Consider the following 16058-nt stretch of genomic DNA (forward strand, 5'->3'; position numbering starts at 1 on the left):
CATTCTTAAATTTATATTATTTTATGCCAACTCTTAATAAATAAATTAGATATAAAAGAGATTACAAATAAAACATATGGAGTACTTATTTAGTTTATAAGATAAAAAAATATTATTTGCAGTCAATATAAAAATTTATACAGTTTTGGAATATAGTAGATTTTGTATGTGACTTTATTTGAAATAAAAATATTCCAAATAAATATAAAATTTTATAATAAATTTCTTAAATTTGTTAATGTGTAATATCATTTATAAAATATTAAATCAGAAATTTCTAAAATAATAATATTTGAGAAAAATCTTTTTATAAGATTTTAGATAGTATACTTTTTAAAAGTAAATAACATAAAAAATGTTTTCTTTATATAAAAATTTAATAAAATTTTCTTTTTTTTGCTAAAATTAAAAAGTAATGATTAAAATAAAATATTGTTTATTAAATAATTGTAATACTGATTATTATATATGTTAACTTATAACATATGATTTTTCTAAAAAAATTTATCGTATGTATATTAATGAGTAATGAAATGATTACATTTATTGATGTTTTTTTTAAAAAATATAAAAAATTCAATTCAGAGAATGAATGATTTTTTTATAATTTATTAAAAATTTGATTTAAAAAAATAAATGACATTTTATTTAAAATCAATAATTTATGAGTAAAAAAAATATTTTGGTGTCCTCTGAAGGAATCGAACCTACAATTAGCTCTTAGGAGGAGCTTGTTATATCCATTTAACTAAGAGGACAAAATTTATAATGTAAAAATATTTTGTTTTTTATGTTTTGTATGATTATTTTGACATTTATTAAAATATTGATTGTTTTTGCTATATTATAGTTAATGAATATCTATAGTATCTTTTTATTGTTATTTTATATAATAGATGTTTCTTATTTTAAATAATATTTTATTTTTAACGTATAGTATTTTTTATAAAAATTATAATCATTTATTTTTTTAAAAATAAATAGTAAGATTCTATCAATGTGTATATATTAATATAATTTCATAAAAAATGTTTTTAAATAAAAAAGTCAACTCTTTAATATATCGATTATTTGGAATAATTTCTGTAGTAGTGTTAATTTCAAGTTGTTCAAATGCAGTTATTGATAAATCAAAATCTTTTCATTCATTAGAAAATTTTAATCGGACTATGTTTTATTTTAATTACAATGTTCTTGATTATCATTTGATTCGTCCTATTGCAATAACTTGGCGTAATTATATGCCCATGCCAATAAGAAATGGACTGATAAATTTTTTTAGTAATATAGAAGAAAGTAGTAGTATGGTAAATAATTTTTTATGTGGGAATGTTCATCAAGGAATGAAAAATTTTAACCGTTTTTTTTTAAACAGTATTTTTGGTATGGGAGGATTTATTGATGTTGCTTCAATGGCAAACTCTAATCTATCTAAAAAAAAATCATATCGTTTTGGTAGTACTTTAGGATATTACCAAATTGGTTATGGTCCGTATATTGTTTTACCAGGATATGGAAATTTTACATTACGTGAAGATTTTGGTGATTTAGTTGATACAGTTTATCCAATGTTAAGTTATCTTACTTTTTGGACATCAATACTAAAATGGATATTAGAAGGAATAGAGAAACGTGCACTTTTCTTAGATTTTGATGGAATATTACAAAATTCATTAGATCCTTATTTAATGATGAAAGAAGCGTATTTTCAATATAAACAATTTAGTTTAAAAGAAAATGAAATTCGATCATCCTTAAATCTTTATCCTGATTTTATAGAAAAAGAACTTGATTCTATTGATTGATAATATTTTAAAAAAAATTATATAGATATTAAGTATATTGCAAAATATTCATATGCTTTATTTATAATATATCTGATATTATATATCAGATTTTATTGTGATTTATAATTTTATAAAATATTAAGAATCATAGTTTATGATTATATATTTTAAGTATCGTAATAAAATATTTTTTGATCGATTATTAAAATATTTGTTTGTGATATTATTAACTCTTTTTTTTTAATACAATGAATATAAATTCATATGAGCATATTATAAAAATATCTATTTTTTATGATAAAAATGATTCATGGTAAGCATTTTATGATTTTATTAAAATAAAATTTTTAATATTTTTTTATAAAAATTATTTTACAAATCATACATTGTAATGTTCATTAAATTTTATTGACATAATCATAACAACGTATTTTGAGCGCAATGAAGTAATATATTTTTCTATTTTTTAAATGTTATTTTTTAAGTGTTATTTAATGTTATGTTAAAATATTAGTAGAGAATATTTAAAAATATAAGTTTTAAACAAACTTAAAAATAGTTCATTATAAGATAAAAAATAATCATACTAGATATTAAATTATATTATTGTTTATTTGTTATTATTTATATTATTGATAAATAAATATGTGTTTTTTAAAACTTTTAAAAAATAAAATAACAGGTTTATTTTATAGGTATTTGATAAAAAAATGATAATAAAAGAAAAAAAAAATTCTATATGGCACACTTTTCGTCGATTATTTCCCATGATTCTACCATTTAAAGTTGGATTAACTGTAGCAGTTATAGCATTAATAATTAATGCTATAGGTGATGCATCTATGATTGCTTTGTTAAAACCCTTGCTTGATGAAGGATTTGGGAATGCTGATCATACTATGTTAAAATGGTTATCAATTGCTATACTGGGATTAATGTTAATAAGAGGCATCTCAAGTTTTATTTCTAATTATTGTATGGCATGGGTTTCTGGTAAAGTAGTTATGAATATGCGTAGGTGTTTATTTATACATATGATGGGTATGCCTATAGCTTTTTTTGATAAACAATCCACAGGAACTTTGCTTTCTCGTATTACTTATGATTCTGAACAAGTGGCTTCTTCATCTTCTGGTACATTAATTACTATTGTTCGAGAAAGTAGTTATATTATTGGTTTGTTTTGGTTAATGTTTTATCATAGTTGGCAACTTTCATTAATATTAATTGTTATTAGTCCTATTGTTGCCTTTATTATTCGTTCAATTTCTAAACATTTTAGAAATATTAGTAAAAACATGCAAACTGATATGGGGCAAATAACTGTTAGTACAGAACAAATGTTAAAAGGTCATAAAGAAGTTTTGATTTTTGGTGGACAGAAAGTTGAAATAGAACGTTTTAGAAAAGTAAGTAATCACATGCGTCATCAAACGATGAAAATGGTAACAATATCTTCAATTTTTGATCCTATTATACAATTTATAGCATCTTTAGCATTAGCATTTACGTTGTATGTATCAAGTTTTCCTGAAATAATGCAAACATTAACAGCAGGAGATGTCGGTGTTGTATTTTCATCAATGTTTGCGTTAATGCGTCCATTGAAATCTCTAACAAATGTTAATGTACAATTTCAACGTGGAATGGTTGCATGTCAAACATTGTTTACTATTTTAGATATGGAAAAAGAAAAAGATGATGGTAAATTAATATTAAAACAACCAAAAAATAAAATTGAATTTAAAAATGTTACTTTTAGATATTCTTCTAAAGAAAATCCTGCATTATATAATATTTCTTTTGCAATTTCTGTCGGTAAATCTATTGCTTTAGTTGGAAGATCAGGTGCAGGAAAATCGACTATTGCAAATTTAATTACCCGTTTTTATGATGTTAATAAAGGACAAATATTACTTGATAATCGTGATTTACGTGAATATACTTTACGTTCTTTGCGTAGTCAAATTGCACTAGTTTCACAGGATGTTTATCTTTTTAATGATACTATTGCAAATAATATTGCTTATGCAACAGATGGAATTTATAGCAGAAAAGCTATTGAAAAAGCAGCAAAAATGGCTTATGCAATGGATTTTATTCAAAATTTAGAACATGGATTAGATACTATTATTGGAGAAAATGGTGTCATGCTTTCTGGTGGACAGAAACAGAGAATTGCTATTGGACGTGCTTTGTTACATGACTCATCTATATTAATTTTTGATGAAGCTACTTCTGCACTTGATACTGAATCAGAAAAAGCAATTCAAGTAGCATTACATGAATTACAGAAAAATAAAACTTTTATTATTATTGCTCATCGTCTTTCAACAATAGAACATGTAGATGAAATTTTAGTGATGCAAGAAGGTAAAATTATTGAACAAGGTAATCATCACACTTTGCTTAAATGTGATGGAGTATACTCTCATCTATATGGTATGCAATTTAAATTATGATTGAAAAAATATGGTCAGGTAATTCTTGGTTGTATATTTTGTTAATACCATTTTCAATATTATATGGAATAATTATAAAATTACGAAATATTAGTTATAATATTGGTATTTCCAATACTTGGAAAGCTCCAATACCAATTGTAGTTGTTGGTAATTTAACTGTTGGGGGTAATGGTAAAACACCTTTTGTGATTTGGTTAGTAAAAAAACTTTCATCAAAAGGTTATCATGTTGGTGTTGTATCTCGTGGATATTCTGGAAAGGCAAAGTTTTATCCAATATTAGTAAATAAAAATTTTTCAGTAAAAGAAATTGGAGATGAACCAGCATTAATTTATTTAAAAACTGGGGTACCAGTTTCAGTTTCACCAAAACGTGTTAAAGCAGTTAAAATTTTATTAAAGCGATATCCAAAATTAGATCTTATCATTTCTGATGATGGTCTTCAACATTATGCTTTAAAACGTGATTATGAAATAGTAATTATAGATGGCATGCGTTATTTCGGTAATGGTTGGTTGTTACCTGCTGGTCCTTTAAGAGAGTGTCAATATCGTTTAAATACTGTAAATTCTATTATTATTAATGGCAGTATTTCTCAATATGGTGCAATTAATATGGAATTAATAGGTAATATTGCTATTAATCTTTTATCAGGAGAAAAAAAACATGTCTTAGAATTAAAAGAAGTAGTTGTAATTGCAGGTATTGGTAATCCCTTACGTTTTTTTTCTAGTTTAAAAGAAAAAGGTGTTAAATTAATAAAAACCCATTCTTTTTCTGATCATAAAAATTATAAATTATCTCAATTAAAAAAAATAGCTACTAATTCTCAGATATTATTGATGACTGAAAAAGATGCAGTAAAATGTTTTAATTTTGCTCAATTAAATTGGTGGTATCTTCCAGTAAATGTTAAAATCTCAAAATTTGATGTTAATAAAATTCTTTCAGACATGCATGATTTAATAAATTTAAATAAAAATGTTTAATATTATATTATTTTTTGATAAATGCCATTATAATATATATAAACTCTAGAATTATAAACATGATTAAATTATACTATGTGTAATATATTTTGTAATCTTTGATTGATTAATAAAATTTTATGTAAATAAATTTTATCTAATAGTTTTGTTTTGAATTATATCTTTATAAGGAATTTATGGATTATCGGTTGCTCAATATCATTGCTTGTCCGATTTGTCATGGACAGCTAATTTATGATAAAAAAAAATATCTTATTTGTAAGATTGATCATCTTGCTTATCCTATAAGAGACAATATTCCTGTTTTATTAAGAGAAAAGGCAAAAAAATTATCTTTTTTAGATGAAGAATAAAACTATGTTTACTGTTATTATACCTGCACGGTTAGCCTCTACTCGTTTGTTTAAAAAACCATTAATTGATATACATGGTAAAGCAATGGTTTTAAGAGTGATGGAAAAAGCATTAATGTCATCTGCAAAACGTGTTATTGTTGCCACTGATTCAGAAGTAGTATTTGATGTTGTGAAAGCTGTTGATGGTGAAGTTTGTATGACTAATTTACAGCATCAATCTGGAATAGAAAGATTAGGTGAAGTTATTAATGATTATCATTTTCCTGATCAAGAAATTATAGTAAATCTTCAATGTGATGAACCTTTAATCCCCCCAGAATTAATCAATCAATTAGCTAAAAATATTATGTTTAATAATGTTGGTATGGCAACATTAGCAACTCCTATAAAAAATAAAGATGAAATCTTTGATTCTACTATTGTAAAAGTTGTGATTGATAAATACAGTAATGCATTATATTTTTCTAGAGCTTCAATCCCATGGAATCGTGATTCTTCTATTGTTTATGAAAAAACAATAAAACAAAATTATTTACGTCATATTGGTATTTATGCTTACCGAGCAGGTTTTATTCGTCGTTATGTTAAATGGGATATCAGTCCATTAGAAAAAATAGAAATGCTTGAACAGTTACGTGTATTATGGTACGGTGAAAAAATTCATGTTGCGATGGCTATTAAAATACCAATAGTAGGAGTTAATAATCGGAAAGAATTAGATATTGTCAGAAAAGCATTTCTTAATAGTTAATTGTGTAATGTTATTTATTATGAAGATTTTTGTTCTTCTTCTTTTAGAAGAAGAAGAATTGATTAAAGATTTTATTAATTTTTGTATTTGATAAATTAATAACAAAAAAATAAAAAAATTTTTTTAATTTATATTTTTTTAAATAAACTTAGATATTATTTTTTGTATATTATGTTTTTGATTTACAAAAAATATTAATGAATATGAAATAATATTGCATTTTTAATTCATTTTTAATTAGAATTTTTAAAAAACTTTATATTCTTAATTAATTTTATCTAAATTATTTATTTTAAAAATATTATGTTGTTAAATGGTTTGTTTTTATTGCAAGTAAAACCATCAATAATTTTATATTATAAGATAATTTTTTAGTAAAATATAAATTATTCTTTAAAAGATTTTTGTAATATTATAAAACTTATTATATTAAATTTATGTATAGCTATTATGTGAAAAATATTTTTATTTTATACACATTTTGTTATTTTTTATATTCTTTTAATAATATATTTTTTATTTTTTTATAAAGTCAATGATTTTCATATTAATGCATGATTAAAAATGGTACTTTCATAATAAAATATGATTTTCTTTTATATAATGAAATTATTGTATATTTTAAAAAAAAATTTAAAACATGTTATAAAAAATATAATAAATATTAATAACAAAATTTATAAATAAATTTTGTTATATAACAAGTAATGAAAAATGGAACAACATAGTATTTTAGAAATAATCAACCAATTTAAAAATTGGGTTATAAACCTACAGGATTATTTAATACATTACAGTATTAATGTTTTTTCTGCATTATTTATTGCATTTTTTGGTTTTATAGCTGCAAAATTAGCGAATAGTATTCTGACGAAGTTAATGTTATTGAAAAATATTGATAAGACAGTGAGAGATTTTTTGTTAGCAATTGCTCGTTATAGTATTATTGGATTAACTATACTTTTAATATTAAACAAGTTAGAGGTCCAGACTACTTCTGTAATTGCTGTTTTAGGGGGGTTAGGTTTAGCTATTGTGTTAGCTTTGCAAGGTTCTTTATCTAACTTTGCTGCTGGGGTTTTATTAGTTATTTTAAGACCATTACGCGTTGGAGAATATGTTATTTTAGGTACTGCTGAAGGGCATGTCGAAAATGTACAAATTTTTTCAACTTCATTACGTACGAATGATGATCGCATTATTATAATACCTAATAGTCATGTTATCAACAATAACATTATTAATGTATCTCGTAAACCTAATCGTCGTATACAAATTATAGTTAGTATTTCTTATAATACTGACATTGATATTGTCAAACAAGTATTAGGTCGTGTTATTGATTTAGATCAACGTATTCAACATTGTAAAGGTGTTACTATTCGATTACATGAAATGGCTCCTTCTTCATTAAATTTTATTGTGCGTGTTTGGACTACTAATTTTGATGCTTGGAATGTTTATTGGGATTTAATGGAAAATTTTAAAAAGCAGTTAGATGTTCATAATATTGCTATTCCATTTCAACAAATAGATATACATTTATCGCATAAATGATAATCTTGCATTAAAAATATATTGTCATAAAACTATTTAAAATATATTCATATTATAATGTTTTCTTAAATAAGTTTTTAAAAGATACAATATTTTTTATAAATTTGATTAAGAATATTTTAAAAAATTTTTCAAAAAAAAGATATTCATTTAATAAATAAAAATATTATAAAATATTATAAAATATTAAAAATTATAAAAATGAGTATTTTATCTGTAATAAAACGTTATTACATAAAAATTTTTTGTAAGTAAAATAGTTTTATATGTTTATTGAGGTATTGATTAGCAAAAATATAACTTGAAATTAATAGAAATCTATAAAAATGATGATTTTTGTTTTTTGAAATAAAAATTTTACAAATTAATATATATTATAAAAATTTATATTTTTATACGGAAATTATCAAATTTATTGCAATATAATAGAAATGTTTAAAGATACAAAATATGATTTTATTTTTTATCATAATTCTCTTGTTTTAAGATTTTTTTTGCTGTTTTTATAAGAGCATCACTTATTTTTTTAGTTATTTTCATTTCTGGTGAAAATCTATGCCAATATAACATTCTTCTTTGATATATACCAGGGGTAAGATTAATTAATTCACCTGAATTTAATTCTTTAATAATTTGTAAATGTGGGATCATGCAACAAGTTGATCCTTGTTTAGCTAATTGTACAAAGGCTTCTGATGTACTTACGATATGGCATGGAACACTGCCAGGAGATAACTTAAAATTTTCTTGGATAAAAGATTGATGTATATCATCTAAATGATCAAAAGCAACAGCTGGTGCTTTTAAGAGTGAAGTTTTTGTAACACCACTTGGAAAATAACGTTTAGCAAATGTTGGTGCAGCAACAAATAAATAATCAAGTGCTCCTAGTTGATTTATTAAACAACCAGGTAAAGATTCTGATTGAATACTAATGGCACCAATTACTTCTCCTTTTCGTAAACACTCATGAGTTTTTGTTTCATCTTCTATTTTAATATTTAATCTAATAGAATTATCATGTAGTACAGAATGGAGAGCAGGTAGAAACCAGGTTGCTAAACTATCAGCATTGATTGCAACTGAAAGTAATAAAGGTTTATTAATATTATTTGCATCATCTAACCATTCTTTTTCTAATAATTGTACTTGGTGTAAAAGTCCCAATAATTTTTGTCCTTCTATTGTTGGTTTAGGAGGAATAGTTCTTAGTAATAATGGTTGACCAAATAAGTTTTCTAGTTGTTTAATTCTTTGTGAAACGGCAGATTGAGTGATACATAATTTTTTGGCTGCACGTTCAAAACCACGTTCATGGATTACCGTATCTAATGCTTGTAATGCTCGATAGTCAGGATGTTTAATCACGAAAAAATCTCTTTAAAATTTAGTTTTGATATTATTTTATATCTTATTATGTAATATATTTTTAATTTTATCTTTAAAAATTATAATTTTGATAAATTTTGATATCTTACAATAACAAGGAAATTAATTATATGAAACAGAATGTATTAAAAAAAATAGTTGGATGTGCTGTTTTAGAATATATAAAACCATATATGGTAGTTGGTGTTGGGACAGGTTCTACTGTTTCGTATTTTATTGATAGTTTAGTTACACTAAAGGATTCAATTAAAGGTGCGGTCTCTAGTTCTATAGCTTCTAGTGATAAATTGAGATATTTGTCTATTCCAATACTTGATAGTAATCACGTGGATAGTATTGATGTTTATGTAGATGGTACTGATGAATTTAATTCAGATTTAATGATGATTAAAGGTGGAGGAGGAGCTTTAACTCAAGAAAAAGTACTTGCGGCAATGTCAAAAAAATTTATTGTTATTGCAGATCAATCTAAAAAAGTTGATATTTTAGGTAAATTCCCATTACCTATTGAGGTTATTCCTATGGCAAAAGCTTATGTTACTCGTGAATTAATGAAATTAGGAGGACTACCAGAATATCGTAAAAATATTCTTACTGATAATGGAAATATTATACTTGATATCCATAATTTAAATATTATGGATCCAGTTGCTTTTGAAAATAAAATTAATTCTATTGTTGGTGTTGTGACAGTTGGTTTATTTGCTAATCGTGCAGCAGATATGATTTTGATGGCAACGTTAAATGGTGTGGTAAAAAAATTTATTTCTAAAAACTATATTTAAAATATTTTTAATAGATTATTAAAGTTGTGTTTATTTTTATCAAATTCAATTATTTTTCTTGAAAAGAAATGTAAAATTTTTTAACTATTTTTTATTAAAATTTTATGATAGGTTATTAATTTTTAAAATTAAATTTTATAAATTACCACTTCCATATTTTTGATTCTGTGATAATTTCTGGTAGTGATATATCCCATGGTTCTATAGGAATTTTATGCACTAATTGAAAGTCATAAGCTAATCCAATTGGATGTGTGTTTTTTTTTAAATTTTTTAGTAATTTGTCATAATATCCTCCTCCCATACCTAACCTATTTCCTTTTTTATCAAAAGCTACTAATGGTACAAAGATAATATCTATATTTTTTATTGGTATAATATGTTTAGTATTTGCTAAAGGTTCATAAATATTAAAGCAGTTTTTTTTTAAAAGTGTATTTGAAGAATATTTGATAAACATTATTTCTTGATTACAAAAGTTTAAAAATGGGAGATAAATTTTTTTTTTATATTTCCATAGATTTTTGATTAAAAAATTGGTGTTAATTTCTCCATCAAATGAAAGGAACAATCCTATATGATCTGCAGATAATACTTTTTTTTGGTTTAATATTAATTTAGTAATTGCATATGCAGCATTATTTTGTTCTAGATGTGTTAATTCCTGACGTTTTTTTCTTAATTTTTTTCGGATTATATTTTTTTTGTATTTGTTTTTTTTGTGCATATCATACAAATAATGTTTATATGATTAATATAATAAATATTTTTTATTTTATAATTTTTGGTGATAGTGAACAATTTTTATTGATGATATTTTTAATATATTTTTATTAATTTTCATATTTTTATTTTTTTTGCTTTATTAATTTTTTCTAAAAATTTAAATTTTTCTTTTGTTTTACTAAAATATTTACATTAAAATCAATATTTGAGATTAATAATAGAGTATTTTATTTTGATAATTAGCACGTGTCTAATATTTTTTAAATTTTTAAAATTTTAATTTAGTAATGATTAATAAAATTTTTTAATAATTCATTATTGTTATTTTTTTAGATGCCATTAAGAAAAAATATTTTAACTGATAATTTATGGAGGAGAGTATTTAGAAAATGAAAGCAATTGTTGTTGGTGGTGGTGTTGTAGGTGCATCATTGGCTCTTGCTATTACAAAATTTAGTAAAGGTAATATTCAAGTTTCATTAATTGCAGCAGTTTTACCTAATAATAAGGTATATAACAGTTTTCATAATAAAACTCTTGCATTAACTTATGGAACGTATCAGAAATTTTTGGAGATTGGTATTTGGTCTGCATTAAAAAAATATATTACACCAATTATTGAAATTTATATTTCTGAATATATACATTCTTGGGTTTTAAATATAAAATCTAAAGATTATTCTCTTCCTGCTTTTGGTTATGTAGTTTCATTAACTGATATAGAAAATTATTTATTTGAAGAATTAAGAAAAGCTCCTGGAATTAAATTATACTGTCCTGATGAAGTGGTTACTTTTAAAAGAAAAGCCGATTTTGTATTAGTTAAATTAAGAAGTGGTAAAATTTTAAAAGGACAACTATTACTTGGTGCTGATGGTAGTGATTCCTTAATAAGAAAAATTAGTCAAATTGAATTTAAAAAAAAATCTTATCAACAATGTGCAGTTATTGCTAATATTTTTACTAGTGAATTATTACATGGACGGGCATTTGAACGTTTTACGCAAAATGGCTCGTTAGCAATTTTGCCATTATCTCAAAATAAAAGTTCATTGATTTGGTGTCATCCATTAGAAGAAAAAAAAAATATTATGAAATGGTGTGATAATAAATTTATCGTAGAATTACAGAAATTTTTTGGTTGGCAATTAGGTGAAATTCAATTAGTAACGGAGCGTTCTTTTTTTTCATTGTGGTTTTCCCAAGCAAAAAAAAATATTAGTCATAGGATTGTTTTAGTTGGTAATGCAGCACAAACTATACATCCTGTAGCTGCTCAAGGTTTTAATCTTGGTATGCGTGATATAATGATTTTGGCTAAAATGATTAGTAGAGTAGCTGATTCTGGTGGTGATATTGGTAATTATTCTGTTTTAATGAATTATCAAATTCAACGTGATTATGATCGACAAAGGATAATAAAATTAACAGATAATTTAATTTTTTTATTTGCAAATAATAATAGATTTTTTAGTATGAGTCGTGGTATTGTATTTATGCTTATGCAAAAATTGCCATTTGTACGTGATGTTTTTATTAAAAAAATATTTGGAACAAAATCTTTTTACTATTAATTTTTTTTAGAAAAATTATTCTTTAATGATTTGTAATAGAATTTTTTATATAATATTTTTTAAGTTTTTGACTAGGGATTTTTTTAAAATTATAGTATCATACATGTATTATTTAAAATATTAACTACTAAAGTTAATAATCAATAAGTTATTGTGTGTTTTATTTTTTTAGAAGAAAAATTAATTTTATAGTTTTTTTAATGTATTAAAAAATACCAATACTTTTAGATATAATTCATTTTAAATTAAAATTACATTAATATTAAGTATTGTTAATTTTTGCTAATAAAATAAAAGAAAAATTAGCAGTTGTAAAGAATAATGCAAAATAATAATTGCTATAAAAAAATATTATATTTATTTTATATTATTTATTTTAATAAAATAGTAATATGATTAAATTTTGTGCAAGCCATAAGTTTATCATTTACGTGTATCGTTTTTTAAAAAAATAATATTTTTTATTATAATAATTATTATTAACTAAATTTTTCTTCTGCTGAATAAATATAGAGAAAAGTAAATATTTGTATTTAAAATATATTCGTGATGTAAAAAATATTAATTATATATTTAAAATATATTTTAAAATTTTTGTTATTTTTTAATGAACATGAATTTGCTAATTAAAGTATTTTAATATCATTAAATAGTATATAAAAAATTAATTTTTTGTTTGCTATCTCCTATAAGTCTCCTATAAGTCTTCTATAAGTAAACTTGTTCAGTAGCATATTGAATTATTGTATTTTTTATTGCAAATATTAGTAGTTATATATTAATAATTTTATTAATAATGTTTATTTAATTAAAAGTTTTTATAATATTTTAGTATAATTAATTTGTCATTTTTAGGATATTTAGTTAATTTTTTTAAATCGTGAAGTATCATTATATAATATGTATCTTTTCTGAATCAAAATTATAAAAATATTCAATATACCAAAAAATATCGTTAATAATATTACATTATTAATTTTTCTTTAATATTTTAAAGAAATTTTTAAAATAAAGATACTTTTTTCGATAATGTTTATTCATAAAAATAATTTTTATAAATAAGAATTTCATGTATTAATGAAATTATAATATTTCTTAATATACGCAATATAACAATATTTGTTTTATTATTTTTAAATGATCACATGAAGTTTTCGAAAGATTTTTGTATAATTTTTAAAAATTTTTTTAAAAATTAATAATTTTTATGTGTTATTCTGTATTATTCTGATGAATAAGGCAAAGGAAAAATTTTTAGTTGACTATTTTCTTCTGTTATTAAACGAAAAATACTATTTTTTGGAATCTCATGATTCATGATTATTTGTATACTAATAATGTTATCATTTAATTTTACAGCTGCTAAAATTTTTCCAACATGTCTCCAGTGATTATTACATTGCCATTCAACTCCTTCACCTATTTTCGGAGTCGTTTTTGCTTTTCCTTTCAAATAAAACATTCTCTGTTTATTAGAACCTCTATACTTTGTAAGTGCAATTATTTCTTGTCCCAGGTAACACCCTTTCTTGAAACTGATACTATCAGGTAATGCTTCTAAATTAGCAGATTGAGGTATAAATTTTTGGCTATTTTCAATATCAATGTTAGCAATCCCCGCGGAAATATTTAAAGCTAACCATTGGTGGCTATCGGCATGTCTTCTGAAAGATTTGATTAATTTATTAGCAATTATTTTATTTGTAGCAATTAAAAAACGTTCTATTGGTAAATTAAAGTGTAGTAAAACTGTTTCTTCAAACGAAATAACTGATTGTTCTTGATTTGGTAATTGAGGAAAAAATAATTTTAGTTTTTTTTTTGCATTTTGACCTACTATACCTAATAATATTATATCAGGTTTTTTTTGGATTATAATTTTTGAAAATATAGCATATTTCTTTAATTCATTTATTTGTTGTCTTGCTACACTTTTACGTAAAATATAAGCAAAGCCTTTTTGATAATGAAAAAGATGTAATGTGCTATGCATTTTTCCTTTTGGATTACAGTGGGCAGTAAAGAGATATTTGTTTTTTTGTAAAGATGTGATATCTGCAGTAAATTGACTTTGTAGATATTTTGTTAGATCAATACCTGTAGTTGTAATAAAATCCCAATCATTTAAGAATATTAGTGTTAATGGTAATTGGTTTGTTAATGTATTTGATTTTGTCATATTTTTTTTTGATTTTGTGAGATTGCTATAAATATTGATTGTAATTTTAAAATTATAATTTAATAAAACCAAGAATATGATTTAGATTGTAGTAAGTCAATATTGAAAAATATTTTTATATTATTTTAGAAAATATAAGCTTTTTAATTTAATAAAAAATGTAATATATTTCTGTATTTTAAAAAATATGTTATTAATAAGTAAATATTTTTTAATGATTATTTTTGTTTTAGAACACTGTATTTTTTGTTGTATAAAAACCTTTTTAAATTTGGTATAAATGAAATTGTATAATGTTGTTATAATATAACATTATAAATAATTAGTGATAATCTTTTTTGTATTTATGTTTTTAATTTTTTATTTTTTCTTAAAATTAAAATTTGATAAATAAAAATATTATTTTAAATTTTTATGATTATTATAAATTATAATTTTGATGTGTATAAAATAATTGTTTAAATTTTATTTTTGATGTATATTTAAAAAAATTTTTATCAAATATAAAATAATTAAATAAATTGAATATCATTTCACCTACTATTTTAATTCTTGATTCTGGTGTTGGCGGATTATCTGTTTATTATAAAGTAAGAGAGTTATTACCAGATATAAATTATATTTATGTTTTAGATAATGAAGTATTTCCTTACGGAAATAAAAGAATGGAATTTATTACTGCACGTTTAAGTGTTTTGCTTAATAAGATTCAGAAAAAAAATTTTTTTTCAATAGCAATACTTGCTTGCAATACTGCAAGTACAGTCAGTTTACTTGTTTTGAGAAATTCTTTTTCATTTCCAATTATAGGTGTTGTTCCTGCAATAAAACCTGCTATTCAATTAACTCGTAATGGCATTATCGGATTATTAGCGACAAAATTAACTGTGAGGGGGGTTTATACTAAAAATCTTATTAAAAAATTTGCTAAAGATGTTAATGTTAATATGATTGCTTCATCAAAATTAGTACAATTAGCAGAAAAAAAAATTCATGGAGAAAAGATTTCAAAAAAAAGAATAATGATTATATTAAAACCATGGTTAAAAATGAAAAAACCACCTGATACAATTATATTAGGTTGCACACATTTCCCGTTCTTATTACAAGAATTTAAAAAAATATTTTTGGAAGGGACTGTAATAATTGATTCTAATGCTGCAATTGCAAGAAGAGCTTTTTTTTTAATGAATAATCAAAAAGAGTTTATTAAAAATAAGAAAAAAGTTATGTTAGTAAAAAATAAAAATATTGTTTATTGTACTAAAATTGATAGTAAAGCTGAAAAGCTTTTGCCAATACTTTGGAAAGTAGGTTTTCATAAATTTCAAAAAATTATTGTTTAGTTGAGTAATTATGATATTATTTTGTTAGTATTTTAAATGCAAAAATTTGCTGTTAGTATACGCCTATTTATTAAAATAAAACTTATATATTTAAATAATATTTTTGATTTTATGATTACGATATTTTTTATTTTTAAAATGTATTTGTTTAATT

General features: G+C 22.5%; 12 protein-coding genes and 1 tRNA gene. 9 read left to right on the top strand and 4 right to left on the bottom strand.

Going from position 1 to position 16058, the window contains the following annotated elements; all coding sequences use genetic code 11:
* Window positions 1-683 precede the first annotated feature (683 nt).
* Window positions 684-758: transfer RNA gene (locus ABNS14_RS01000), tRNA-Arg, on the bottom strand.
* Window positions 759-1028: 270 nt separating this feature from the next.
* On the opposite strand from ABNS14_RS01000, the gene ABNS14_RS01005 reads away from it, so the two are divergent.
* The 6 genes from ABNS14_RS01005 to ABNS14_RS01030 all read left to right on the top strand — a co-directional run bounded on the left by ABNS14_RS01005 (window position 1029) and on the right by ABNS14_RS01030 (window position 7905).
* Window positions 1029-1805: an MlaA family lipoprotein gene (locus ABNS14_RS01005; protein WP_348666513.1), complete on the top strand. Its 777-nt coding sequence runs from the start codon at window positions 1029-1031 to the stop codon at window positions 1803-1805.
* Window positions 1806-2497: 692 nt separating this feature from the next.
* Window positions 2498-4249 carry a lipid A ABC transporter ATP-binding protein/permease MsbA gene (gene msbA, locus ABNS14_RS01010; protein WP_348666514.1) on the top strand — a complete coding sequence of 584 codons (1752 nt, stop codon included), beginning with the start codon at window positions 2498-2500 and terminating at the stop codon, window positions 4247-4249.
* Window positions 4246-5241 (top strand): tetraacyldisaccharide 4'-kinase, encoded by a 996-nt coding sequence (gene lpxK / locus ABNS14_RS01015; protein WP_348666515.1) that lies wholly within the window; start codon window positions 4246-4248, stop codon window positions 5239-5241. The genes msbA and lpxK overlap by 4 nt, the downstream gene beginning before the upstream one ends.
* A gap of 176 nt (window positions 5242-5417) precedes the next feature.
* Entirely contained in the window at window positions 5418-5594 is a 177-nt protein-coding gene (locus ABNS14_RS01020; RefSeq protein ID WP_348666516.1) for a Trm112 family protein, read from the top strand.
* Between the two features lie 4 nt (window positions 5595-5598).
* A complete protein-coding gene (gene kdsB / locus ABNS14_RS01025; RefSeq protein WP_348666517.1) occupies window positions 5599-6348 on the top strand; it encodes a 3-deoxy-manno-octulosonate cytidylyltransferase in 750 nt (249 codons plus the stop codon).
* A 714-nt stretch (window positions 6349-7062) separates the two neighbouring features.
* On the top strand, window positions 7063-7905 hold the full coding sequence (locus ABNS14_RS01030; protein ID WP_348666518.1) for a mechanosensitive ion channel domain-containing protein: 843 nt from the start codon (window positions 7063-7065) through the stop codon (window positions 7903-7905).
* A 456-nt stretch (window positions 7906-8361) separates the two neighbouring features.
* On the opposite strand, the gene ABNS14_RS01035 is transcribed toward ABNS14_RS01030, so the two are convergent.
* Complete coding sequence (locus ABNS14_RS01035) at window positions 8362-9270, bottom strand: LysR family transcriptional regulator ArgP (protein ID WP_348666653.1); 909 nt, start codon at window positions 9268-9270, stop codon at window positions 8362-8364.
* 134 nt (window positions 9271-9404) lie between these two features.
* Here ABNS14_RS01035 and rpiA point away from each other — a divergent pair, with 134 nt between their 5' ends.
* Window positions 9405-10079 (top strand): ribose-5-phosphate isomerase RpiA, encoded by a 675-nt coding sequence (gene rpiA, locus ABNS14_RS01040; protein ID WP_348666519.1) that lies wholly within the window; start codon window positions 9405-9407, stop codon window positions 10077-10079.
* A gap of 142 nt (window positions 10080-10221) precedes the next feature.
* On the opposite strand, the gene ABNS14_RS01045 is transcribed toward rpiA, so the two are convergent.
* Window positions 10222-10806, bottom strand: coding sequence for a 5-formyltetrahydrofolate cyclo-ligase (locus ABNS14_RS01045; RefSeq protein WP_348666520.1), 585 nt, complete (start codon window positions 10804-10806; stop codon window positions 10222-10224).
* Between the two features lie 388 nt (window positions 10807-11194).
* Between ABNS14_RS01045 and ubiH the strand changes: the two genes are divergently transcribed.
* Complete coding sequence (gene ubiH, locus ABNS14_RS01050; protein WP_348666521.1) at window positions 11195-12379, top strand: 2-octaprenyl-6-methoxyphenyl hydroxylase; 1185 nt, start codon at window positions 11195-11197, stop codon at window positions 12377-12379.
* 1222 nt (window positions 12380-13601) lie between these two features.
* On the opposite strand, the gene ygfZ is transcribed toward ubiH, so the two are convergent.
* Window positions 13602-14558, bottom strand: coding sequence for a tRNA-modifying protein YgfZ (ygfZ, locus tag ABNS14_RS01055; protein ID WP_348666522.1), 957 nt, complete (start codon window positions 14556-14558; stop codon window positions 13602-13604).
* A gap of 521 nt (window positions 14559-15079) precedes the next feature.
* On the opposite strand from ygfZ, the gene murI reads away from it, so the two are divergent.
* Window positions 15080-15904: a glutamate racemase gene (murI, locus tag ABNS14_RS01060; protein ID WP_348666523.1), complete on the top strand. Its 825-nt coding sequence runs from the start codon at window positions 15080-15082 to the stop codon at window positions 15902-15904.
* Window positions 15905-16058: the final 154 nt, after the last annotated feature.

The organism is Arsenophonus symbiont of Ornithomya chloropus (genome assembly GCF_964026495.1).
GTDB lineage: Bacteria > Pseudomonadota > Gammaproteobacteria > Enterobacterales > Enterobacteriaceae > Arsenophonus.